The organism is Labrys sedimenti (genome assembly GCF_034424805.1).
Taxonomy (GTDB): domain Bacteria; phylum Pseudomonadota; class Alphaproteobacteria; order Rhizobiales; family Labraceae; genus Labrys; species Labrys sedimenti.
Genome location: NZ_JAXOUF010000001.1, coordinates 544579 through 567557, shown reverse-complemented (window position 1 = coordinate 567557; position 22979 = coordinate 544579). Strand labels below are relative to the sequence as shown.

Sequence of the window (22979 nt, the reverse complement as noted above, 5' to 3'; positions counted from 1 at the left end):
TTTCGCGCGACAGCGCATTCAGGGTTACGGGGAGCGAACCTCTAAATCATTTCGATGAATGATGGCAAAAGAAATGCCAAAAATCTGCGCCGGTCGTGAAAAATCGATCTACGACAATGCGATATCGATCATTGCGGCGGGAAAAAGCCGACGTGCTTGCGCTGGGACGGCGGAACGCGCTTCTGGGCGACCTTGCGGTTGGCCTGCGCTCGGGCCTTGAGTTCCTCGGGGCTCGGCTGCCGGCCCGGCGTCGCCAGCAGGCTGGCCTCCAGCGCCTTGCGCTCGCTCATGGACAGAATCTGGTCGCTGCGCGGCGGCGGCAAAGCACCGATCCGCGGATAGACATTGGGCTGGCTCGTGCGGGATTGCGTCACGAAGGGTTGGGGCGTCGGCAACGGACCCGAGGTCAGCCCGAGGCGCTTGCTGGTCTGGCCGGAGCCTCCGGCACAGCTGGCAAGCCCGATGCCAGCCAATGCGGCGACGACGAGGAAGGAATGGATCCGCATGACGTTCTCGCAATTTCTCCCCTCTCTTATAGAGCGCCGGCCGATCGGCAAACAGGGAAAATCGATGAAATCACCGTCATGGTTCACAAAGCGATGCGAAGAAGCATTCACAGGAAGGAAAAACATGTTCTAATGAAGGGCCGTAAAGAGCCAAGATGGGGCGCGATGAAGAACGAGAAAAACTCCAATCCCCCTCCCTCGGCCGAGTCGCTGACCTCATTTGGACCAGTCGATATCGAGACGCTTGCCCGTAATATGGGGCGCGCGGTGGAGGAAGGCGGCAAGGCTCTGGCGGCCTATCTGCGCCCGCGGGAGGACGGCAGGGTCAAGAGCGACATCACCGAGGAGGTCGCCGACGCGGTCAATTCCATCGGTCATCTGGCGCAATATTGGCTGTCCGACCCGCAGCGCGCCCTGCAGGCCCAGACCAGCCTCGCCAGTGGTTTCATGTCCCTGTGGACCTCCTCGCTGCAGCGTATGGCCGGCGAGGAAGCCAAGCCTGCCGCGGAGCCCGACCCCAAGGATGCCCGCTTTCGCGACCCCGAATGGAGCCAGAACCAGTATTTCGACCTGCTCAAGCAGGCCTATCTGATTACCAGCCGCTGGGCGGAGAAGCTGGTCCACGAGGCCGATGGCCTGGAGCCGCGCCTGCGCCATAAGGCCGATTTCTACGTGCGGCAAGTCTCGGCCGCGATCTCGCCGAGCAATTTCATCGCCACCAATCCTTCGCTCATTCGCGACACGCTGGCCGAGAACGGCGAAAACCTGGTGCGCGGCCTGGAAATGCTGAAAGAGGATATCGATGCCGGCGATGGCGATCTGAAGATACGCCAGTCCGATACCTCGAAATTCGAAGTGGGCGTCAATCTCGCCACCACGCCGGGCAAGGTGGTTTTCCGCAACGCCACCATGGAGCTTCTGCAATATACGCCGACCACGGCCAGCGTGCTGAAGCGGCCCATCCTGATCTGCCCGCCCTGGATCAACAAGTTCTACGTGCTCGACCTGACGCCCGAAAAGAGCTTCATCAAATGGTGCGTCGACCAGGGCCTGACCGTATTCGTGATCTCCTGGGTGAACCCGGACGAGAAGCAGCGCAACAAAGGCTTCCTGGAATATATGAAGGAAGGGCCGGTCACAGCCCTCGATGAAATCGGCAAGATCACCGGCGAGAAGGAAGTCTCCGCCATCGGCTATTGCGTCGGCGGCACCCTGCTCTCGGTGACGCTGGCCTGGCTGGCTGCCAAGGGCGATACCCGCATAACCTCGGCCACCTTGTTCGCCACCCAGGTCGATTTCGACAAGGCCGGCGATCTCAAGGTCTTCGCCGACGAGGACCACATTCAATGGATCGAGAAAACCATGGCCGAGCACGGCTATTTTCCCGGTTCCAAGATGGCCGCCGCCTTCAACATGCTGCGCAGCCAAGAATTGATCTGGCCCTATCTCGTCAACAATTACATGCGCGGCAAGCAGCCCACACCTTTCGACCTGCTCTATTGGAACGCGGATGCCACCCGCATGCCCGAGAAGAACCACTCCTTCTATCTGCGCAATTGCTATCTGGAGAACAATCTCACGCGCGGGCGCATGGTAGTGGGTGACGAGACCCTCGATCTCAAGAAGGTGAAGATCCCGATCTATGAGCTGGCGACCCGCGAGGATCACATCGCCCCGCCCAATTCCGTCTTCATCGGTGCCCAGGCCTTTGGCGGGCCGGTCCGCTACGTCCTGTCCGGCTCCGGTCACATTGCCGGCGTGGTGAACCCACCTGCCCGCAAGAAATACCAGTACTGGCTCGGCGGCGCCGTCGCCGGCAGCTATGAGGACTGGCTGGAGGGAGCCACCGAACACCCCGGTTCCTGGTGGCCGGACTGGTTGACCTGGCTGAGGAAGCAGGCCCCCGAGGAGGTTCCCGCCGACAAGCGCAAGCCGGGTGGACGCCGCAAGCCTCTCGGCGACGCGCCGGGAAGTTATGTGCGCGTGAAGTCCTGAAGCGTTTTGTGATTTCTCGGAATCTCCGAGAACCGCAAAGACGCGTCGGAACAAAGAGTTAGAGCAAACAAGCGTTCGCGTGTAAACGCGCTTTGCTCTAGGGCAAGACCGGACGCATCGTAAGGCTCCTGCACACGCTTGCAGGGCCTATATTGATACCTGTCTTGATTTTACGGTCAAATCAGCAGAACTTCCGCATGGCATACCCCAACGATAAAAGTCGTAATCGGGAAGCCATCACATGTGGAACCAGATTTATAACCCTCTCGACAACGAAGTACTGTCCACCATCGCAGCCGCCATCCCTGCGGTAACCTTGCTAGTTCTGATCGCCAGCGGCAAGGTCAAGGCGCATATCGCGGCGGTGATCGCTCTCATCGTCGCCAATCTCATCACGATATTCATCTTTACCATGCCCGCGGGCCTGTCGATCCGGGCCTCCCTGCTCGGTGTCGTCACCGGCTTCTTCCCGATCGGCTGGATCGTTCTCAACGTGATCTATCTCTACCGCATCACGGTCGAGAGCGGCCGCTTCGAATTGCTGCAGCGTGCCATCGGCGGTGTCACCGAAGACAGGCGCCTGCAATTGCTGCTGATCGCCTTCTCCTTCGGCGCCTTTTTCGAAGGGGCTTCCGGCTTCGGCACGCCTGTTGCCATCACCGGCGCGATCCTCATCGGCCTTGGCTTCTCACCCTTGGCGGCTTCCGGCCTCTCCCTGATCGCCAACACCGCGCCGGTCGCCTATGGCGCCTTGGGTACGCCGATCCAGGGCTTGGCGTCGGTAACCGGGCTCGACCCCTATGTGCTGGGAGCCATGGTCGGCCGGCAATTGCCGCTGTTTTCACTGATCGTGCCCTTCTGGGTGATCGGCGCCTTCGCCGGCTGGCGGGGCATGATCGGGGTGTGGCCGGCCATCCTGGTCACGGGCATCTCCTTCGCCGTGCCGCAATTCCTGATCTCCAACTACATCAACCCCTGGATCGTCGACATCGGTGCCTCGCTGATTTCGATGGCCTGCCTGATCCTCTTCCTGAAGGTTTGGCAGCCCAAGGAGCTCTGGCTCTCGCCCGCCCTGCGCACCAACGATCCGTCAGCGGATCTGGCAAGGCCTCGCACGGATGCCGATCGCAAACCCTTGACGCAAGCCCAGCTCTGGGGGGCGCTGCTTCCTTGGATCCTGGTCTGCATCTTCATGCTGGTCTGGGGCACCGGCGCCTTCAAGACCTGGGCCAATGCCATCTTCTCCTGGAACTATCAGGTGCCGGACCTGCACAACCAGATCAACAAGGTGGCGCCCGTGGTGGCCAAACCCACGCCCGAAACCGCGGTGTTCGCCTTTACCTATCTCTCCTTCACCGGCACGGGCATGCTTCTGGCCGCCATCGTGTCGGGCCTGCTGATGGGGTTCTCGCCAGCCAAGCTGATCGCCGAATATGGCCGCACCATCAAGGTGTGCTCGATCTCGCTGATCACCATCTCGGCCATGCTCGCCATCGGCACGCTGACGCGCCTGTCGGGCGTCGACGCCACCCTTGGCCTCGCCTTCGCGGCGACGGGCGTGTTCTACCCCTTCTTCGGAACGCTGCTCGGCTGGCTCGGCGTCGCACTGACGGGTTCCGATACCTCCTCCAACGTGCTGTTCGGCAATCTGCAGAAGATCACCTCGCAGCAATTGGGCCTGTCACCGGTGTTGATGGCGGCAGCCAACTCCTCCGGCGGCGTGATGGGCAAGATGATCGACGCACAGTCGATCGTCGTCGCCTCCACCGCCACCAACTGGTACGGTCATGAAGGCACAATCCTGCGCTACGTGTTCATACACTCGATCGTCCTGGCCTGCCTGGTCGGCCTGTTCGTGACACTGCAGGCCTATGTCTATCCCTTCACCGCCATGGTGCTCGGGTGACATTGTCTCCAGGCCGGGGTGACAGCCGGCCTGGATCTCGGTTCAGCCGAGCAATTCCTGGAGAGCCGGATAGATGGCCGACCCTCCGGCCATGATGGCATTGCCCTTCACCAAGCCGTCTTCGGCCAGGAAGTCGTTGGTCTGGCCGCCGGCGGCGCGGATGATGGCAATCGCGCCAAGGCAATCCCAGGAATTGATGTGGGATTCGACATAGCCGAGCAGGCGGCCACAAGCGACATAGCACAGGCACAACGCCCCCGAGCCGTTGCGCTGATACATACCGCCGGCATCGAGAAGGCGCGCCAGCACCGCCAGCACTTCGCTGGGCTTGATACGATTGTTGTAGCCGACGCTGACCACGCCATCGCTGAGAGCCCCGCCCTTGTGCGGCTCGATCGGCCGGCCGTTGAGCGTGGCGGGAGCGACCAGCCCGCCGGCAAAGAGCTCATCGTCCTTCGGCGCATAGACGAGGCCGAACTGCAATTCACCGTCATAGACGAAGGCGATCGACACGCACCAGGACGACAGGCCACTCAGGAAAGGCTGGGTGCCATCGATAGGATCGACGACCCAGATGCCGCGCTTGTCGCCGACGCCGCTCGGCCCGGTCTCTTCGCCAAAGAAGCCATCCTCGGCATAGGATTCGGCGATACGCTTCTTGATGAGCAGTTCGGTCTGCAGATCGGCCTCGCTGACCACATCCTGCAAGCCCTTGCTCTTCACCGTCAGGCTGCCCAGCTCGTTGAAATAGCCAAGCGCCAGGGCACCGGCCTCCTTGATCAGGCCATGGGCAAAGGAATAGCGTTGATAGATCAGATCGGAACTCATCGGTAACTTGCTCGATTCAAAAGAAAAAAGCCGGGGTGGAACCCCGGCTTGTCACTAGTCGATATCCTCGACCGCATCGGGCCCGCCGCCATAGACGCGCTGGGCCAGGGCCGACTTCATGAAGTCGTCGAGGTCACCGTCCAGCACATCGCCAGGCGTACCCGAGGTGTAGCCCGTGCGGGTATCCTTCACCATCTGATAGGGCTGCAGGACATAAGAGCGGATCTGATGCCCCCAACCGATATCGGTCTTGCCGGCATGGGTGGCCATGGCGGCCTCTTCGCGCTTCTTCAGCTCCGCCTCGTAAAGGCGGGCCTTCAGCATGGCCCAGGCCGTCGCACGGTTCTTGTGCTGAGAACGGTCCTGCTGGCAGGCCACCACGATACCCGAGGGAATATGGGTAATGCGCACGGCCGAGTCCGTCCGGTTGACGTGCTGTCCGCCAGCGCCCGAAGCACGGTAGGTATCGATGCGGCAGTCGGATTCATTGATCTCGATGTTGATCGAGTCGTCGATCACCGGATAGACCCAGACACTGGCGAAGGACGTATGCCGGCGGGCGTTGGAATCGTAGGGCGAGATGCGCACGAGGCGATGCACGCCCGATTCCACCTTGGCCCAGCCATAGGCCTTGGTTCCCTTCACCAGGATGGTGGCCGACTTGATACCGGCGGTTTCACCATCCGTGAAATCCATCAACTCCACCTTGAAACGATGCCGCTCACCCCAGCGCGTATACATGCGCAGGAGCATATTGGCCCAATCCTGGCTCTCGGTGCCGCCGGCGCCGGAATTGATTTCGATATAGGTATCGTTGTTGTCGGCCTCGCCGGAGAACAGAGCCTCGAACTGGCGTTCGACGACCTCGTTCTTCAATGATTCCAATGCGGTCTGGGCCTCGTCGACGATCGACTCGTCGCCATCGGCTTCACCGAGCTCGGCAAGCTCGAGCGTTTCGTCGAGGTCCTTCTCGATGCGGACGAGCGACGACAACCGATCGTCGAGATCGGTACGCTCGCGCATCAGCTTCTGGGCCTTCTCGGCGTCGTTCCAGAAGTCAGGCTGTTCGGAGAGGTGGTTCAGTTCTTGCAAGCGGGCGTAGGAAGTATCCCAGTCAAAGATGCCTCCTCAGCAGTCCAGCAGACTGCTTGATTTCGTCCGCCAGGGACAGGATTTCAGCGCGCATGAAAGAATCGCCCGTTCGAGATTGGCAAAAGCATTTTCGAGAAAGGTCGACAGACTTTTCGCTTCAGAAAATGCGTCGAAACAAAGAGTTGGAGAAGAAGTCCGATTCGGAGAATTCGCACTTTACCCTCGCCGGGCTTCATATAGGCAAGCTGTTCGGCGAGGGAAAGGACAATCAGTAGAGATCACCCGTCCCCATCGAGACGGGCCCGCCACCGCCGCCCTCCGAGCCACCGCTGCCAGAACCGATGACAGTGTAGTTGTCGGGCGGTGCCGTGCCGGGCTTGAAGGCTTCCAGGATGGCGCCGCCACCATCCGAACGCATGCCGGTCTTGCGGTCGATACGGATCAGCTTGATGCCGGGCGGCACGCGGAAGGGCACGGGTGCCTTATCGGCCAGGGCCGTCTTCATGAAAGTGCCGAAAATCGGCGCCGCCAGGCTGCCGCCCGTGACCTTGTTGCCGATATGGCGCGGCGTGTCGTAGCCGACATAGAGGCCGCAGACGAGGTCGGGCGAATAACCGATGAACCAGGCATCCTTCTCGTCGCTGGTCGTGCCAGTCTTGCCGGCAATCGGGCGATTGAGCGAGCGCAGCGTCTGGGCCGATCCGTGCTGGATTACGCCTTCCAGCATGGAGGTGACCTGATAGGCCGTCATCGGATCGAGCACCTGCTCGCGCGGATCAAGCAGCTTGGGTTCGTCCTGATTGCTCCAGTCGTCGGCATTGCAGCCCTGGCAGATGCGCTCATCATGCTTGTATATGGTCTTGCCCCAGCGGTCCTGGATGCGGTCGATCAAGGTCGGCTTGATCAGGCGGCCGCCATTCTCGAGCATGCCGTAACCGGCAACCATGCGCATCACGGTGGTGGTGCCGGCGCCGAGTGCGCCCGACAGATAGGACGGCAGGTCGTCATAGACGCCGAAGCGACGGGCATATTCGGCGATCAGCGGCATGCCCACGTCCTGGGCAAGCCGCACCGTCATGACGTTACGCGAATATTCGATGCCGAAACGCAAGGTCTGCGGGCCGTAGAATTTGTTGGAATAGTTGGACGGCCGCCAGGTCTCGCCATTGCCCTGGTTGATTTCGATCGGCGCGTCCATGACCACGGAAGCCGGCGTATAGCCATTGTCGATTGCGGTGGCATAGACGAAGGGCTTGAAGGAGGAGCCAGGCTGACGTTGTGCCTGCGTGGCGCGGTTGAACTCGCTCTGGTCGAAGGAAAAGCCCCCCACCATTGCGAGCACACGGCCGGTATAGGGATCCATCACCACCATGGCGCCGGAGATTTCGGGGATCTGGCGCAGGCGGAAGGTGCCGTCGGCCCTGGGCTCGACATAGATGATGTCGCCGACCTTCAGGATCTGGCTGACCTTGCCGACCCGGCTGCGCGCCCATTTCACGCCATCCAGATTGAGGGTGCCGGTCGGGCGTTCGGTGGAGATCGAGCCGAAACGGTCCAGCGGCGGCTGCAGGCCGATGCGGGCGGAGTTGTCGCCGGCATCGAGGACGATGGCAAGTTGCCAGGGCTTGATGTCGCTCAGGCGCTTTTCCGCACCCAGGGTCACGCCCCAGTCCTCGCCGAGGTCGACATTCTTAACCGGGCCGCGGAAGCCGCCGCGCTCGTCGAAGCGCACCAGTCCGGCCACCATGGCATCACGCGCTAGGCGCTGGAGCTTCGGATCGAGCGTGGTGCGTACCGACAAGCCCCCTTCATAGAGCTTGTCCTCGCCATAGCGCTCGGCGATCTCGCGCCGGACTTCCTCGGTGAAATAATTGGCCGCATAGCTCTGGGCGCCTTCGAAGGAGCGCGGCGTCACGGCCAGGGGCTCCGCCTGGGCCTTCCGCCCCTCCTCCTTGGAGATGTAGCCATTGGAAACCATCTGGTCGATCACCCAATTGCGTCGACCGACGGCCGCATCGTGATTGCGGATCGGATTGTAGTTGTTCGGCCCCTTCGGCAGGGCGGCGAGATAGGCGACCTGGGCGACGCCGAGTTCGTCGACCGATTTGCCGAAATAATTGAGGGCAGCGGCGGCCACGCCGTAATTGCCCATGCCCAGATAGATCTCGTTCAGATACAGCTCGAGGATCTTGTCCTTGGAATAGGTCTGCTCCATCCGCAGGGCCAGGATGGCCTCCTTGATCTTGCGCACGATGTTCTGGTCGGGCGCGAGGAAGAAGTTCTTGGCGACCTGCTGCGTGATGGTCGATGCCCCCTGCTGGCGGCGGCCCTTATGCGTGACATTGGCGATCAGCGCGCGCAGCACGCCCTTGGGATCGATGCCGACATGATTGTAGAAATCATTGTCTTCCGCCGACATGAAAGCGTGGATCAGGAGCGGCGGCATCACCTCGATCGGCAGATAGAGGCGGCGCTGGCGGGCATATTCGGCCAGGAGTGCGCCATCGCCCGCGTGCACGCGGGTCATGACCGGTGGTTCGTAATCCTTGAGCGCTGCGGTATCGGGCAGGTCGCGTGTGTTGGCCCAGACATAGAGGGCCACGAACGATCCCCCGACAAGGAACAACATCGATGCCGTTGTGAACAAAAATCCAAGGAACCGAACGAAAAGTCTCATCACAACGCTTTCATCGGCAATATCTTCCCTGCCCTGCCATTGCCGGGTTTGGGCCAAAGCCGTTCGTTTTCATACCGGCAGCCCCGGCACATTCGTTTGACATCTAACATGCCAGGCCAGTCGAACCCAAGCGCGGCAACTGCACCTCGACGCTTTTGCAGGGCTTTTGTGGAGAAACTGCGGCTCCCCCGCAACATGCCTGTGCAAGACCCCTGCGGGAACCCGTTCTGCGAGAGCCGCGACCGAATGTTCAGGGCGTTGCCGGCGCAGAACCGCTGGAGGCTGCCGGCTGGTTGGCGCGGCGCTGCTGGAAGAAGCCATCGATCGCCGTCACGATGGCATCGGCCGCCCGGTTGCGCCAATCATCGGAGGTCAGCAGCTTCACGTCGTCCCGGCTCGACAGATAGCCGAGCTCCAGCAGCACCGAGGGAATGTCGGGAGCCGTCAGCACCTTGAAGCCAGCCGAGCGGTGCGGGTTCTTGTTCAGCGTGGCTGCGGCCTGGAACTGGTCGATCAGGACCTTGGCAAAGCCGTTGGAGAAGGATCTGGTTTCGCGCCGCGTGAGGTCGATCAAGATATCGGCGACATCGCCAGGCTCCGATGCAAGGTCAACGCCCGCGATCGCGTCGGCCTTGTTCTCCTGCTCGGCATAACGAGCCGATTCGGCATCGGAGGCCCGGTCCGAGAGCGTGTAGATCGTAGCTCCCCTGACGCCGAACGGGTCGTGCAGGGTGTCGGCATGCACCGAGATGAACAGCGAGGCGCGGTTGGCGCGTGCGAACTGCACGCGGCCGGCCAGCGAGATGAAGGTATCGCCGTCACGGGTCAGCACAGCCCGGTAGCGCCCCGTCTCGTTGATCTTGTCGGCGAGCCGTTTGGCGAATTCGAGCACGATGGTCTTTTCCTGCTCGCCGGATTTGGAGGTCGCACCCATGTCGATGCCGCCATGGCCGGGATCGACCACGACCACGGGCCGGCCGGGCTGGCTTTCCGGCAGGAGCGGCGGCGAGGACGGCTGCGGGTGCGCACTCATGTCCGAACTCTTCTGGCTGGCCGCCGTGCGCAGGAAGGCAGCCCTGTCCGTCTTGACGAGATCGATCACCAGCCGCGCCGGCTGATCGTCCAGCGCGTCGAGGAGGAAGGATTTGTCCACGGCTGCCGGCTCGGTCAGGTCCAGGACGATGCGGGATTTCCCGGGCGCGATCAGGCCGAACCGATAGGCGCTCACCACGCCGCGCCCCTGCTTGCCGGTCTCCGGCGGCATGCCAAACTCGATCTGCGGCAGATCCACCACCACGCGATAGGGATCGGGCAACACGAAGACGCGGAAATTCAGCTCGTTCACGGAACCGTGAAGATCGACGATCAGGCGGGTGCGCTTGTCGTCACCCGCCAGCCTTGCGTCACTGGCCGTCAGGGACGACGGCGCCACTGCCGCGGGGGGCGGTGTCACTGCGGGTTCGGCCGTGGCAGGGGGGGCAACGGGACCTTGGGCGGCATGGCTCATCTGGGCCTGCCCCATCCCCAACAAGACCAGCATGCCAATCGCGGCGAGCCTCATTCCGCCCATCATCTCCAGTTTTCCCGCCGAACACGGCTGTCACGCCTGCCGGTGCCCGGCATATCGAAATTCCGCCTGGCATGCCCGGCCGCGGCTCCCCGTCCGCGGAAAGGCTGGGTCCGGCGCGAAATCCGGCCTTGCCAATATCCGCTTGGAAGTGGCGAAACAATGATGAAGGCCTCGAAGGGTATCTCCGACGTTAACGTAGACCCGATGTTCTGCGTGTCCTTCCTGCAACAGCCAACGGAAATCCTTGCCAAATCGAACAAGAACTCGATAAAACGAATTTGCTCTCGAATGGTTCTCCGACCATGCCGAATTCGAGCATCAGAATGGTCCCTGCAGACCGGTTGCGCCGTGAAAGCGTGACGATCGTATGCGGTGCCGGCCAAGCCGAGGTTATCCGGCTGCTGATGTGTCCTTAGAGGATAAGGAGAATCACGGGTGGCGTGCGGATCGCCCAGCGATCCGGATCGGCGCGAGCGCCGGTCGGATATCCCGTCCCGCCCATCGACCGAGAGCGCCGTCCCGGGAGCAGTCCCGAGACCCGAACCCGGTGATGGAGCGATGCAAACAACAGCATCCCCCGGACGTCGAGAAGTGATGCAGCGTGCACTCCCCGAGCGGTTTGCACGAATACTGCCGCTTTCGCCTTCGGGACATACCATTCGCCCCTCATCGAGCCTTGTCCCAGCCAACAGAGCAAGCGCCTGCCGCATCGGCAGGGCTGTATCGGTGTTCGTCGCCAGCAGCCCCGTCGCGCATGACCCCGGCCGCGCTTGCCAGAGAGAAAATAATAATGGCCAACAAAATGTTGATCGATGCCGCCCACCCGGAGGAAACCCGGGTCGTGGTGGTCCGCGGCAATCGCGTCGAGGAGTTTGACTTCGAGGCAGCCAATCGCAAGCAGCTGCGCGGCAATATCTATCTTGCCAAGGTCACCCGCGTTGAACCGTCCCTTCAGGCGGCCTTCGTGGAATATGGCGGCAACCGCCATGGCTTCCTCGCCTTCTCAGAAATCCATCCCGACTACTATCAGATCCCCGTTGCCGATCGCCTGGCCTTGCTGGCCGAGGAACAGCGCTCGCATCGCGACGAGGATGAAGACGAGGAAAACGGCAACGCCAATGGCGCGAGTGAAGGACGCCGGAGCGGTTCACGCCGTCGCCGTGGGCGCGGCCAGAACCGCACCGAGGCCGCGGAAGCCGAGACGGCTGCCGTCGTTGCTTCTGCGCCCGAGCCTGAAGCGTCCGAGGACAGCACCGGCGAGGAAGGCGGTTCGGGCGGAATCGTCGAGGTTGGCTCCGGCTCCGACGAGGAGCATGTCGAGGCGCTCGGCGGCGGGGATGTTGCCGACGACATCCCGGAGCGTGTCTCCCGCCCCCGCAAGCAGTACAAGATCCAGGAAGTGATCAAGCGCCGCCAGGTGCTGCTGGTCCAGGTCGTCAAGGAAGAGCGCGGCAACAAGGGCGCTGCCCTCACCACCTATCTTTCGCTGGCCGGCCGCTATTCGGTGCTGATGCCCAACACCGCCCGTGGCGGCGGCATCTCCCGCAAGATCACCAATGCCGTCGACCGCAAGCGCCTGAAGGCCGTGGCCGGCGAACTCGACGTGCCTGATGGCATGGGTGTGATCCTGCGCACGGCCGGTGCCTCGCGCACCAAGGTCGAGATCAAGCGCGACTTCGAATATCTGCTGCGCCTGTGGGAGAACGTGCGTGATCTCACGCTGAAGTCCGCGGCTCCGACGCTCGTCTATGAAGAGGGCTCGCTGATCAAGCGCTCGATCCGCGACCTCTACAACAAGGATATCGACGAGGTGATCGTCGCCGGCGACGAGGGCTATCGCGAGGCCAAGGACTTCATGCGCATGCTCATGCCGAGCCATGCCAAGAACGTGCAGGCCTATCGCGAGGCGGCGCCGCTGTTCCAGCGTTTCGGCGTGGAAGCCCAGCTCGATGCGATGTTCTCGCCCTCCGTCAGCCTGAAATCGGGCGGCTACATCGTCATCAACCAGACCGAGGCGCTGGTTTCGATCGACGTCAACTCGGGCCGCGCCACGCGCGAGCACAATATCGAGGACACCGCCCTCAAGACCAATCTCGAAGCGGCGGAGGAAATCTCCCGCCAACTGCGCCTGCGCGACCTTGCCGGCCTGATCGTCATCGATTTCATCGACATGGACGAGAGCCGCAACAACCGCTCGGTCGAGCGCAAGCTCAAGGATTGCCTGAAGAACGACAGGGCCCGCATCCAGGTCGGCCGCATCTCGCATTTCGGCCTGATGGAGATGTCGCGCCAGCGTATCCGCACCGGCGTGCTGGAATCTTCCACCGAAGTATGCGCCCATTGCGGCGGCAGCGGCCATGTCCGCTCCGTTACCTCGGTGGCGCTGCACATCCTGCGCGCCCTGGAAGACCAACTTCTCAAGAGCGCCACGCACAATCTGGTGCTGCGCACCCGGACGGCCACCGCGCTCTACGTGCTCAACCACAAGCGTGGCCATCTCTACGCGCTTGAGGCTCGTTTCGGCGTCTCGATCACGGTCAGCGCCGATGAGACCATCGTGGGCAACCAGAACTACCTGATCGAGCGCGGCGATATCGCCACGCCGCTGGAACCCCGCCCCGTGGCGACCACGGTCCAGGTCGATTCTTTCCCGCCGGCCGAAGAAGTGGCCGAAGTCGAGATCGAAGTCGAAGCCGACGAGGAGGAGGAAAAGGAGGCCGAGGGCGGCCGCAAGCCGCGCCATCAGGCCGCCGATGGCGAAGCCGAAGGCGGGGAAGGCGGGCGCAAGCGTCGCCGCCGCCGCCGTCGCCGTCGGGGCAATGGCACCGGCACCGAGGCGGATGCACAGAACGCAGCCAATGAAAACGAGGGTGAAAGCGAAGGTGAAGGCGAGGATGCCGCGCCGGCTGCCGAGCAGGTTGCCGCCGAGTCCCCCGTCGCCGAGGAGGTGACAACGCCTCCGGCCGCCGAAGCTGCCGCACCGAGCGAAGATGAGAGTGCCGATACCGGCAAGCGCCGCCGCCGCGGGCGTCGTGGCGGTCGCCGCGAGGCCGAAGTGGAGACGCCGGCCGTTGACGAAGCCGAAGCGCCCGCAGCCGAGGCTTCTGCCCCTGAAGTCGCGACCGTTGAAGCCGTGGCAGCAGAAGCCGTGGAGGCCCCCGCCGTCGCCGAGGTCGCACCCGAGGCGGTCGTCGAGGAAAAGCCGAAGCCCAAGCGCCGGGGTCGCAAGCAGGTAGCGATCAAGACCGAAGCGGAGAGCGAGCCTGCGCCGGTCCCTGCCCCGGAGGCCGAGCCCGTTCAGGCCGAGCCCCCCCCGGCACCGGCTCCAGTCGCCGAGCCGGAGCCGGTTCAGGAAGCTGTGGCATCTGCCGCGGCGCGCGAAGTCGTGGTGTCCAACCCTTCCGCCTATGTCTATGTCGACGCCGTCGATCCGGCCAAGCCGAAGAAGGCCGGATGGTGGTCGAAGAAATGATGTGATCGACGTGAGCAGAGGGCGTTCATGACCGAACGCTCCTTTGCTCCGTCTCTTCGTTTCCAGGCCAGCCCGACGATAGGCCAGAGCGACTTTGCGATTCGCGGCGCTTGCGTCAGATGGCAGGGCGCTTCGGGATGCTTGAAGGCGCCGCATTAATGGTCAATGCGGCGTTTTCTTATGGCGTGGCCATGGAGCTGGGAAGCGTTCATGCAATTCTGGGCGTTGGCGCCCGATGGCAAGACGCTTTGGGCATTGGCAGCCGGCATTTTTTCGCGATAGGCTGGCGCCGGGCATGCGTCGCCTGCCTTACCCATCGACCCGGGCTTGCCCTGGTCCAGCGAACATTCCCATTGCGATTCCATTCGTGACCAGCAAACAGCATTTCGAGAAGATCGCCTTCGTGGCCACCGCGACCGCTTCGGCGCGCAAGGCGCTCAAGTCGCTCACGGCCCGCTATGGCAACGTCCCGATCGAGGAGGCGGAGGTTGTCGTCGCTCTCGGCGGTGATGGCCTCATGCTGCAGACATTGCACAGACTGATGGGCCGCAAGCTTCCGATTTACGGCATGAATCGTGGCTCCGTCGGCTTCCTGATGAACGAGTTCCGCGAAAACGACCTGCATGACCGCTTGGCCAAGGCCCGGCGCAGCGTGGTGCATCCGCTTGCGATGTGCGCGGTCGACACGCGTGGCCAGACATCGAAATCCTATGCCATCAACGAGGTATCGCTGCTGCGCGCCCGTTTCCAGGCAGCCAAGCTGAGAATTTCGATCGATGAGCATGTCCGGCTGGAGAGCCTGATCTGCGATGGCCTGATCGTAGCGACGCCGGCCGGATCGACCGCCTATAATCTGTCGGCCAACGGTCCGATCCTGCCCCTGGAGGCGCCCCTGCTGGCGCTCACTCCGATCTCGGCGTTTCGCCCTCGCCGATGGCGCGGTGCCATCCTGCCGCAGCGCGCGCGCGTCACCATAGAAGTGCTGGAGCCGGCCAAGCGGCCGGTCAATGCGGTCGGCGACAATGTTGAGGTCAAAGACGTGCAGCGCGTCGAGATAGCCATGGATTCGTCGCAAGACCTCGTCATGCTGCATGATCCGGGGCATTCACTCGACGAACGCATCCTGCGCGAGCAATTCGATTGGTAGCCCACATGCACGCTTCCACCTTCAGGCAATTCGCCCGCCGCCTATGTCTTGCTTCGGGCCTGGCTCTATCGGCCTGTTTCCTCGTCGATCCGGCCGGTGCGAGCGACGACCAGGTCAAGCTGACCGCGCCGATGGTGGAGAAGTTCATCGCCGCCCGCGCCGAGTTGACGGTCCTTGCCGCTGATCTCACCAAGAAATATGGCGACCGTTCCGACACGCCCGGCGACGATCCGGTGGCCTCCCTGCCGGCATTCCAGGACATCGCCGAAGCCAAGACACGCACCGATGCGATCCTGGCCAAATATGATTTCAAGGATCTCGACGCGCTCGATATCGTCACCAACTCGGTGATGCTGGCCTATCAGGCCGATGTCCCCGACAATAACGGTGCCGCCGACAGCAGCCAGAACGATCCCGAGACAGACAAAGCCAAGGCACGGGCCGAGATCGAGGCGGACCAAAGCCTCACTCCCGAAAAGAAGAAGGAAGCGCTGCAGCAGCTCGACGAGCAGTTTGCCTCTCTGCAAGCCTTGACGCCCCTTCCCGGCAATGCCGAGGTGGTGAAACCCTTCCTCGACAAGCTCAAACCGATAGCCGAAGCCAATTGATTGACCGATCGACGACCGACGGATGTGTGAATGAACCACGACAGCTATTCTGACGACTGTATCGGCGACATCCTGCGCAAGGTTCACAGCATTGCCATGGTCGGCGCTTCGGCCAATGAGGTCCGGCCGAGTTATTTCGTGCTGAAATATCTCAAGCTGCGTGGCTATCAGATGTTCCCGATCAATCCCGGCCTCGCCGGCAAGACCATCCTGGATCTGCCGGTTTATGCCAGCCTGGCAGCCCTGCCCGGCCCCGTCGACATGGTCGACATCTTCCGCAACTCCGAGGCAGCCGGCGCTGTGGTCGACGAAATCCTGGCCCTGCCTGTCCTGCCCAAGGTGATCTGGATGCAGTTGACGGTGCGCAACGATGCGGCGGCTGCGAAAGCGGAAGCCGCTGGCATCGAGGTGGTGATGAATCGCTGCCCCAAGATCGAGTATGGCCGACTTTCCGGCGAGATCGGCTGGGCCGGCGTCAATTCCGGCGCCATTTCTTCCAAACGCGCCACACGCGACAATCGCGGCTTCCAGCGCCTCGGCCTGCGCCGGTAGGCTGCTGATACTGTCTGTCATTACAGGCGCAGCAAAGCAAGCCAGAGGCCTCCTACAAAAACTGGATTGCTTCGCTGCGCTCGCAATGACACCAATTCACCAACGCCGCGTCATTGCGGCCAAGCATTCCACAAGACCATCCAAGGAGGATCATGATGTCAGCTGGGCAACAACCAGGGTTTTCAACGCTTGCCGTTCACGCGGGCGCACAACCCGACCCGACTACAGGCGCGCGTGCCACGCCGATCTACCAGACGACGTCCTTCGTCTTCGACGATGTCGACCATGCCGCCTCGCTGTTCGGGCTGCAGGCTTTCGGCAACATCTATTCGCGCATCACCAACCCCACCAATGCGGTGCTGGAAGAGCGCGTCGCCGCGCTGGAAGGCGGCACCGCCGCCCTGGCCGTCGCCTCGGGCCATGCCGCACAGATGCTGGTGTTCCATACCCTGTTGCAGCCGGGTGACGAGTTCATCGCCTCCAACAAGCTCTATGGCGGCTCGATCAACCAGTTCAACCATTCCTTCCGCTCGTTCGACTGGAACGTCCGCTGGGCCGATGCCAATGATCCTTCCACTTTTGCCGCGGCGGTGACGCCGAAGACCAAGGCGATCTTCATCGAATCCATCGCCAATCCCGGCGGCATCATCACCGACATCGCCGCCATTGCCGCCATTGCCAAGAAGGCCGGCGTACCGCTGATCGTCGACAACACCCTGGCCTCGCCCTATCTCACCCGCCCGATCGACTTCGGCGCCGACATCGTGGTCCACTCGGCCACCAAATTCCTGGGCGGGCATGGCAACTCGATCGGCGGCGTCATCGTCGATGGCGGCAAGTTCGACTGGCTCTCCTCGGGCCGCTATCCCTTCCTGTCGGCACCGCGCCCGGAATATAACGGCATCGTCATCGGCGAAACCTTCGGCAATTTCGCCTTCGCCATCGCCGCGCGGGTGCTCGGCCTGCGCGACCTCGGCCCGGCGCTGTCGCCCTTCAACGCCTTCCTGATCCTGACGGGCATCGAGACTCTGCCGCTGCGCATGCAAAAGCACTCGGACAACGCCCTGGCCGTCGCGCAATATCTGGCCGAGCATCCGGGCGTGGCCTGGGTGTCCTATCCTGGCCTCGATGCCGACCGCTACAACGCCCTCGCCCGCAAATACTGCCCCAAGGGCGCCGGGGCGGTGTTCACCTTCGGCCTGAAGGGCGGCAACGAGGCCGGTATCCAGCTGGTATCGAACGTCAAACTGTTCTCGCATCTCGCCAATGTCGGCGATACCCGCTCGCTGATCATTCACCCGGCCTCGACCACCCATCGGCAATTGTCCGACGAGCAGAAGAAGGCAGCGGGCGCAGGTCCCGACGTGGTGCGCATTTCCGTCGGCATCGAGGATGTCAAGGACATCATTGCCGACCTCGATCAGGCCCTCGCCGGAGACTGAGGCGCCGGCCCTGCAACCAGCCGCTGTGCGTGCACCGTCGCAGCGGTGAGCAGCAGGACGCCGCCGAGCTGGTGCAGGATGCCTGCCCAGAGCGGCACGACCAGCACGAGCGTGATGATACCGATCACGGCCTGGCTCAGCGCCACGGCCGCCACCAGCAGGGCCCGGCCGCGCGCCGGGCCGTTGCCGCCACGCACAGCCAGCCAGGCCTGCAGCAGCGCCAGCGCCACGATGAGATAGGCCACCATGCGGTGCTGGAACTGCACGGTCAGCGCGTTCTCGAAATGGTTCACCCAGGTGGGTGCCATGATGTAGAGATTGTTCAGCGTCGGGATGAAATGGCCGTCCATCAGAGGCCAGGTGTTGTAGGCCATGCCGGCCCTCAGGCCGGCGACGAGGCCGCCCATGAAGATCTGAACCAGGATCAGCGGCACCAGGGCATAGGCAATCGCCCTCGCAGCTCCCGGCACGGCCCCGCCGAAGCGTTCTTCCTTGAGCGAGGATGCCACCCAGACGATCGCAGTGAGAATGAGACAGGCCAGGGTCAGATGCATGGCCAGGCGATATTCGGAGACCTCTGTCCGATCGGCCAGGCCCGATTTCACCATCCACCAGCCCAGCAATCCCTGGCTGCCCCCGAGCGCGAGCAGGCCGACCAGCTTCACGGTGAGCCTGGGCGTGAGCCAGCCGCGCAGCCAGAAGATCAGGAAAGGCACGGCGAAGACGATGCCGATCAGGCGGCCCAACAGGCGGTGGCTCCACTCCCACCAATAGATGAACTTGAACTCCTCGAGCGTCATGCCGAGGTTCAGCTTCACATATTGCGGGATCTGTTTGTATTTCTCGAATTCAGCCGCCCATTCGCCGGCGGACAGCGGCGGAATGGTGCCCTTGATCGGTTGCCATTCGGTGATCGACAGCCCGGATTCGGTCAGGCGCGTGGCGCCGCCCACCACCACCATGGCAATCACCAGCACCGCTACGACGACGAGCCAGGCGCGGATGGCAGCGAGGTGGCCGCGACTCATGCCGATGGTGGCGGGATTGTCTGCAATGGCGGCCACGTTGATTGCCTTTCCTGATCGACCGGCTCGCATCGCGCGCTTTGCGACATCTGGAACGCGCAGCGAAACACCGAGCCGGAAGAAAGAAGCGTTTCCGTCGAAACGCTCTTTGTTCTAAAGCGTTTTGCGATTACATGGAATCACCTTGAATCGCAAAGACGCGTCGAAACAAGGAGTTAGAGCAAACAAGCGTTCGGTCACGAACGCGCTTTGCTCTAGGGCGCACAGATATAGAAATCGCCTGGCCGGAGCAACGCGCGCTCGCGTCGCACTTCAAAGGCAATACCCGCCTCGCCGCCCCGTACCGGCGCTGGCCACGGAGTTCGAGATCATGGCCCAAGACTACAAGGCCCCGTCCCTGCGCAAACTGGTCGGTTCGCTGGCGATGCTGGTGCTGGTCGTGGTCTACGCCCTCCTCGCCATGGCCTTGGCGGAAGGCCGCATCACCGATGCCCCCGCCTGGCTGCAACCCATCCTCTATGCCATTCTGGGCCTTGCCTGGATCTTCCCGGCCATGCTCATCATCAAATGGATGGAAAAGCCCGGGAGCAAGCCGAAGGGATAGGCCGGGTAACTGCTCGCCCCTCCCCCTGGTGTGCCGATCTTCAGATCGGCACTTTTCGAGAAAGCCGGCGGAATGCCGATCTGAAGATCGGCACACCATATTGCACCCGCCTTCCCTTACCGGGGCGGCAACACGCGCGACGCTAACCCTCGCTCAGCGGCCACCCTCCGCGGCAGCCAGCAGGGCCGCATGCAGCCCCCTGAGATCGCGCCGGCCATCGTGACGGGCGCCATTGATGAACAGGGTCGGCGTCGCATTCACGCCGCTGGCGATGCCGCTCTGGAAATCGAGCTCAATCCTGGCGGCATAGCGCCCTCCCAAGGCTGCCTCGACGACTTCCTGTCCGAGGCCGAGCCGGCGCCCGTAACTGCGCAGCGCCCTGTCATCGAGTGCGTGCTGGTTGTCGTAGAGAATGCGATGCGCCTCCCAGAACCGCCCGACTTCCGCCGCTGCCTCGGCCAGGCCGGCGGCATGCAGGGCATAGGGATGCGGCTCGACCAGGGGAAAATGTCGAAAGACATAGCGCAGCCTGTCACCCATCAGACGCTGGACGCCGTCGATCACGCCGACGGTCTCCCCGCAATAGGGGCATTCGAAATCGCCGTACTCGACCAGGGTGACCGGCGCATCGGCCGGCCCCTTCACATGGTCCTGCGCACCGACATCGCGTGAAAGCACGGCCATTATTGCTTCAGGTCCGGTACGATGTCGAAGATCTGGTGCGGCATCCAATGTTTCGACACGACGAGGTAGACGCAGGTGAAGATCGCCGCGGCGATCACCGTGGTGATGCCCGCCTTCTTCAGAAGCATCGGCCTTTGCGGCGCGCCAGCCTCGGTGCCTGGCACCACCTCGCCGCCCTCGAACTGGCTCTTCACGCCAAGCGGCAGCACGGCGAACAGCGTCATCCACCAGATGACGAAGAACAGGGCGATCGAAAGCACGATGGACATGGCGACGGTCCGATATCGAGGATACGAGAACACTCACAAAGGCTGCGACGTGCTCTTCCTGGAACGTTTTGCTTTAGACGCCTGCTTCGGCGCGCGCAAGGAAACCATGAGGCCGAGCCGAGCCCATTTCAGCGCCTCGTCGGGATCGTCCAGCGCCTGGTCCGGCAAGCTCCAATAAGGCAGCTGCACGTCCCGGTTCTTGCCCCGGTAGCGGAAAGGGCGCGAACCTGCCTGTTCGAACAGAGGCTGGCTCTCGGCATCCGCCTTGATCCAGATCTCATCGAAAGCACCGAGCGCGAAGACCACGCCATCGGAATAAAGGCCGACCCCGCCGAACAAGCGGCGAATGGATAGACGCGGCATACCGGCGAAGAGATCGCGCAGATGCTCGTGATCCATCCTGCGACAGGCCTCAGGCCGTTGCTTCCAGCGCGCCACTCGCAGCCGGCGTGATCGCCACCGACTCGCCGCAGCCGCAGGCGGAGGTCTGGTTGGGGTTGTTGAACACGAACTGAGCCGAAAGCTTGTCGGTCTTGTAGTCCATCTCCGTGCCGAGCAAGAACAGCACGGCCTTGGGATCGATCAGGACCTTGACACCCTTGTCCTCGACCACCTCGTCGAGCGGATTGGCCGTTTCGGCATATTCCATCGTGTAGGACATGCCGGCGCAGCCGCCATTCTTGACGCCGACGCGCACGCCTTCATAGGGCCGCTCGGCATTGGCCATGATGGCCTTGATCTTGTCAGCCGCGGCATCGGTCAGCGAAACGACCTTGAACTTCGGACGGATCTTGCTCACTGGAACACTCCAACAACACCGGGTTCAAGGCCCGGCGCTCGGTTTACCCCACGAATATAAGCGCGACTCGGCGCGAATGCGAGAGGGAGGGAATTGGATCCCTCACCACATATCCAGCGCGACGCGTGCTTCATCGGACATGCGCGACTGATCCCACGGCGGATCGAAAACCATCTTCACCTGGACCTCGGAAACGCCGGGCACGCTCGCCACGGCATTCTCCACCCAGCCGGGCATCTCGCCCGCAACCGGGCAACCTGGCGCCGTGAGCGTCATGTCGATGCTCACCTTGCGATCGTCGGCGATCTCGACACGGTAGATCAGGCCGAGCTCGTAGATGTCGGCCGGAATTTCCGGATCGTAGACGGTCTTGAGGGCGGCCACGATCGCATCGGTCAGCCGATCGATCTCTTCCGGCGGCAAGGCCGTCGCCCCTGCGACAGCCGGTTCATTGGGCCGGGTCTCGGCCAGATTTCCGTCGGCCATCACTGCCTCCGTCATGCGAAAAAGCTCTGCGCCTTGATCAGCGCCTCGACCAGTGCATCTACCTCGTCGAGCGTATTGTAAAGCCCGAAGGAGGCGCGGCAGGTCGAAGTTACGCCATATCGCGCCAAAAGCGGTTGAGCGCAATGCGTTCCTGCGCGCACCGCGATACCGTAGCGATCCAGCACGGTCGCTACGTCATGGGCATGGGCATTCTTCAACTCGAAGGAGACGATACCGCCCTTGCCCGGCGCTTCACCGAAAATCCGGATCGAATTGAGCTTGGATAGGCGCTCCTGGGCATAATGCAGGAGCTTCTCCTCGTGAGCCCGGATGTTATCACGGCCAAGCGCCATCATATAGTCCACCGCGGCGCCCAGGCCGATCGCCTGCACGATCGGCGGCGTGCCGGCTTCGAAGCGATGGGGCGGCGTGGCGTAGGTGATGTTGTCTTCGGTCACCTCGCCGATCATCTCGCCGCCGCCGTTGAAGGGCGGCATGCGCTCCAGCCATTCCTTCTTGCCGTAGAGCACGCCGATGCCGGTGGGCCCGTAGACCTTGTGGCCGGTGAAGGCATAGAAGTCGACGTCGAGATCCTGCACGTCGACGTCGAGATGCACAGCACCCTGACTGCCGTCGGCCAACACCGGAATGCCGCGGGCATGGGCCAAAGCAACGATTTCCTTGAGCGGCGTCACCGTGCCCAGCACGTTCGACATATGGGTGATTGCCACCATCTTGGTGCGCGGCCCCAGGAGCCTTTCGAAAGCCTCGATATCGAAGGAGCCGTCCTCGCGGATCGGCGCCCATTTCAGCACGGCACCGGCGCGCTCGCGATGAAAGTGCCAGGGCACGATGTTGGAATGGTGCTCCATGATCGAGAGCACGATCTCGTCGCCCTCGCCGATCTCGAGCAGCCGCCCCATGGAGGCGGCGACGAGGTTGAGGGACTCCGTTGCGGAGCGCGAGAAGATGATCTGTTCAATCGAAGGCGCGTTGAGGAACTTGCGCACGCTCTCGCGGCCGGCCTCGTAGGCTTCCGTCGCCGCATTCGCAAGGTAATGCAAACCCCTGTGAACATTCGCATATTCATGGGTGTAGGCATGCATCATGCGATCGAGCACTGCCTGGGGCTTCTGGGCGGAAGCACCGTTGTCGAGATAGACCAGCGGCTTGCCGTGGACCTGCAGCGACAGGGCCGGAAAGTCGGCGCGGACCTTGGCCAGGTCATAAGGAAGTGCGGCGACGGGCTTGTTCACGTTCCCATTCCTTCCAGCAGCGAGCTGCGGATTTGCGCGAAGCCTCGAATGGCGCCGCGCC

20 protein-coding genes are annotated in these 22979 nt (G+C 62.6%); 8 read left to right on the top strand and 12 right to left on the bottom strand.

The genetic code is table 11. The features are described from left to right. Positions 1-128: 128 nt before the first annotated feature. On the bottom strand, positions 129-506 hold the full coding sequence (locus tag U1R88_RS02600; RefSeq protein WP_068282613.1) for a hypothetical protein: 378 nt from the start codon (positions 504-506) through the stop codon (positions 129-131). A gap of 165 nt (positions 507-671) precedes the next feature. On the opposite strand from U1R88_RS02600, the gene U1R88_RS02595 reads away from it, so the two are divergent. Together U1R88_RS02595 and U1R88_RS02590 are read left to right on the top strand one after the other, a co-directional pair. Beyond that, on the top strand, positions 672-2501 hold the full coding sequence (locus tag U1R88_RS02595; RefSeq protein ID WP_082979424.1) for a PHA/PHB synthase family protein: 1830 nt from the start codon (positions 672-674) through the stop codon (positions 2499-2501). 241 nt (positions 2502-2742) lie between these two features. Then, entirely contained in the window at positions 2743-4407 is a 1665-nt protein-coding gene (locus tag U1R88_RS02590) for an L-lactate permease (RefSeq protein ID WP_068282610.1), read from the top strand. Positions 4408-4449: 42 nt separating this feature from the next. On the opposite strand, the gene U1R88_RS02585 is transcribed toward U1R88_RS02590, so the two are convergent. From U1R88_RS02585 to U1R88_RS02570, 4 genes are all read right to left on the bottom strand, one after another. Next, the gene (locus tag U1R88_RS02585; RefSeq protein ID WP_322429833.1) at positions 4450-5235 is read right to left on the bottom strand and encodes an inositol monophosphatase family protein; all 786 of its coding nucleotides are present in this window, start codon (positions 5233-5235) and stop codon (positions 4450-4452) included. A gap of 54 nt (positions 5236-5289) precedes the next feature. Continuing rightward, positions 5290-6421 (bottom strand): peptide chain release factor 2 gene (gene prfB, locus U1R88_RS02580; protein WP_156771346.1). Its coding sequence is split into 2 segments (ribosomal slippage): positions 5290-6351 and positions 6353-6421, totalling 1131 coding nucleotides; the frame shifts between segments, so codons are not numbered across the junction. Between the two features lie 174 nt (positions 6422-6595). Then, entirely contained in the window at positions 6596-9004 is a 2409-nt protein-coding gene (locus U1R88_RS02575; RefSeq protein ID WP_322429832.1) for a penicillin-binding protein 1A, read from the bottom strand. A gap of 250 nt (positions 9005-9254) precedes the next feature. Beyond that, entirely contained in the window at positions 9255-10577 is a 1323-nt protein-coding gene (locus tag U1R88_RS02570; protein WP_322429831.1) for an N-acetylmuramoyl-L-alanine amidase, read from the bottom strand. Positions 10578-11364: 787 nt separating this feature from the next. Between U1R88_RS02570 and U1R88_RS02565 the strand changes: the two genes are divergently transcribed. The 5 genes from U1R88_RS02565 to U1R88_RS02545 all read left to right on the top strand — a co-directional run bounded on the left by U1R88_RS02565 (position 11365) and on the right by U1R88_RS02545 (position 17795). After that, positions 11365-14046: an Rne/Rng family ribonuclease gene (locus tag U1R88_RS02565; RefSeq protein ID WP_322429830.1), complete on the top strand. Its 2682-nt coding sequence runs from the start codon at positions 11365-11367 to the stop codon at positions 14044-14046. A gap of 367 nt (positions 14047-14413) precedes the next feature. Beyond that, on the top strand, positions 14414-15193 hold the full coding sequence (locus U1R88_RS02560) for an NAD kinase (protein WP_322429829.1): 780 nt from the start codon (positions 14414-14416) through the stop codon (positions 15191-15193). Between the two features lie 5 nt (positions 15194-15198). Beyond that, positions 15199-15801, top strand: a complete 603-nt coding sequence (locus U1R88_RS02555; protein WP_322429828.1) for a hypothetical protein — start codon at positions 15199-15201, stop codon at positions 15799-15801. A 30-nt stretch (positions 15802-15831) separates the two neighbouring features. After that, entirely contained in the window at positions 15832-16353 is a 522-nt protein-coding gene (locus U1R88_RS02550; RefSeq protein WP_322429827.1) for a CoA-binding protein, read from the top strand. Between the two features lie 155 nt (positions 16354-16508). Further along, positions 16509-17795 carry an O-acetylhomoserine aminocarboxypropyltransferase gene (locus tag U1R88_RS02545; RefSeq protein ID WP_322430490.1) on the top strand — a complete coding sequence of 429 codons (1287 nt, stop codon included), beginning with the start codon at positions 16509-16511 and terminating at the stop codon, positions 17793-17795. On the opposite strand, the gene U1R88_RS02540 is transcribed toward U1R88_RS02545, so the two are convergent. After that, positions 17774-18859, bottom strand: coding sequence for a COX15/CtaA family protein (locus U1R88_RS02540; protein ID WP_322429826.1), 1086 nt, complete (start codon positions 18857-18859; stop codon positions 17774-17776). The genes U1R88_RS02545 and U1R88_RS02540 overlap by 22 nt on opposite strands. A 331-nt stretch (positions 18860-19190) precedes the next feature. Between U1R88_RS02540 and U1R88_RS02535 the strand changes: the two genes are divergently transcribed. Beyond that, positions 19191-19424 carry a DUF2842 domain-containing protein gene (locus U1R88_RS02535; RefSeq protein ID WP_322429825.1) on the top strand — a complete coding sequence of 78 codons (234 nt, stop codon included), beginning with the start codon at positions 19191-19193 and terminating at the stop codon, positions 19422-19424. Positions 19425-19577: 153 nt separating this feature from the next. On the opposite strand, the gene U1R88_RS02530 is transcribed toward U1R88_RS02535, so the two are convergent. From U1R88_RS02530 to U1R88_RS02505, 6 genes are all read right to left on the bottom strand, one after another. Then, positions 19578-20108 (bottom strand): DsbA family protein, encoded by a 531-nt coding sequence (locus U1R88_RS02530; RefSeq protein ID WP_322429824.1) that lies wholly within the window; start codon positions 20106-20108, stop codon positions 19578-19580. After that, on the bottom strand, positions 20108-20377 hold the full coding sequence (locus tag U1R88_RS02525) for a DUF1467 family protein (protein WP_311938224.1): 270 nt from the start codon (positions 20375-20377) through the stop codon (positions 20108-20110). Before U1R88_RS02525 ends, U1R88_RS02530 begins: the two co-directional genes overlap by 1 nt. 33 nt (positions 20378-20410) lie before the next feature. Beyond that, positions 20411-20776, bottom strand: coding sequence for a TfoX/Sxy family protein (locus tag U1R88_RS02520; protein ID WP_322429823.1), 366 nt, complete (start codon positions 20774-20776; stop codon positions 20411-20413). Between the two features lie 13 nt (positions 20777-20789). Next, entirely contained in the window at positions 20790-21167 is a 378-nt protein-coding gene (locus U1R88_RS02515) for a HesB/IscA family protein (protein WP_068283007.1), read from the bottom strand. Between the two features lie 111 nt (positions 21168-21278). Beyond that, on the bottom strand, positions 21279-21662 hold the full coding sequence (locus tag U1R88_RS02510; protein WP_068282576.1) for an SUF system Fe-S cluster assembly protein: 384 nt from the start codon (positions 21660-21662) through the stop codon (positions 21279-21281). A gap of 11 nt (positions 21663-21673) precedes the next feature. Further along, positions 21674-22918 carry a cysteine desulfurase gene (locus U1R88_RS02505; RefSeq protein ID WP_322429822.1) on the bottom strand — a complete coding sequence of 415 codons (1245 nt, stop codon included), beginning with the start codon at positions 22916-22918 and terminating at the stop codon, positions 21674-21676. Positions 22919-22979: the final 61 nt, after the last annotated feature.

Bases quoted from the DNA above. Each gene is read 5' to 3' on its own strand.
- U1R88_RS02600 (WP_068282613.1), bottom strand. From the start codon at position 506: ATGCGGATCCATTCCTTCCTCGTCGTCGCCGCATTGGCTGGCATCGGG.
- U1R88_RS02595 (WP_082979424.1), top strand. From the start codon at position 672: ATGAAGAACGAGAAAAACTCCAATCCCCCTCCCTCGGCCGAGTCGCTG.
- U1R88_RS02590 (WP_068282610.1), top strand. From the start codon at position 2,743: ATGTGGAACCAGATTTATAACCCTCTCGACAACGAAGTACTGTCCACC.
- U1R88_RS02585 (WP_322429833.1), bottom strand. From the start codon at position 5,235: ATGAGTTCCGATCTGATCTATCAACGCTATTCCTTTGCCCATGGCCTG.
- U1R88_RS02575 (WP_322429832.1), bottom strand. From the start codon at position 9,004: ATGAGACTTTTCGTTCGGTTCCTTGGATTTTTGTTCACAACGGCATCG.
- U1R88_RS02570 (WP_322429831.1), bottom strand. From the start codon at position 10,577: ATGATGGGCGGAATGAGGCTCGCCGCGATTGGCATGCTGGTCTTGTTG.
- U1R88_RS02565 (WP_322429830.1), top strand. From the start codon at position 11,365: ATGGCCAACAAAATGTTGATCGATGCCGCCCACCCGGAGGAAACCCGG.
- U1R88_RS02555 (WP_322429828.1), top strand. From the start codon at position 15,199: ATGCACGCTTCCACCTTCAGGCAATTCGCCCGCCGCCTATGTCTTGCT.
- U1R88_RS02550 (WP_322429827.1), top strand. From the start codon at position 15,832: ATGAACCACGACAGCTATTCTGACGACTGTATCGGCGACATCCTGCGC.
- U1R88_RS02545 (WP_322430490.1), top strand. From the start codon at position 16,509: ATGTCAGCTGGGCAACAACCAGGGTTTTCAACGCTTGCCGTTCACGCG.
- U1R88_RS02535 (WP_322429825.1), top strand. From the start codon at position 19,191: ATGGCCCAAGACTACAAGGCCCCGTCCCTGCGCAAACTGGTCGGTTCG.
- U1R88_RS02530 (WP_322429824.1), bottom strand. From the start codon at position 20,108: ATGGCCGTGCTTTCACGCGATGTCGGTGCGCAGGACCATGTGAAGGGG.
- U1R88_RS02525 (WP_311938224.1), bottom strand. From the start codon at position 20,377: ATGTCCATCGTGCTTTCGATCGCCCTGTTCTTCGTCATCTGGTGGATG.
- U1R88_RS02520 (WP_322429823.1), bottom strand. From the start codon at position 20,776: ATGGATCACGAGCATCTGCGCGATCTCTTCGCCGGTATGCCGCGTCTA.
- U1R88_RS02510 (WP_068282576.1), bottom strand. From the start codon at position 21,662: ATGGCCGACGGAAATCTGGCCGAGACCCGGCCCAATGAACCGGCTGTC.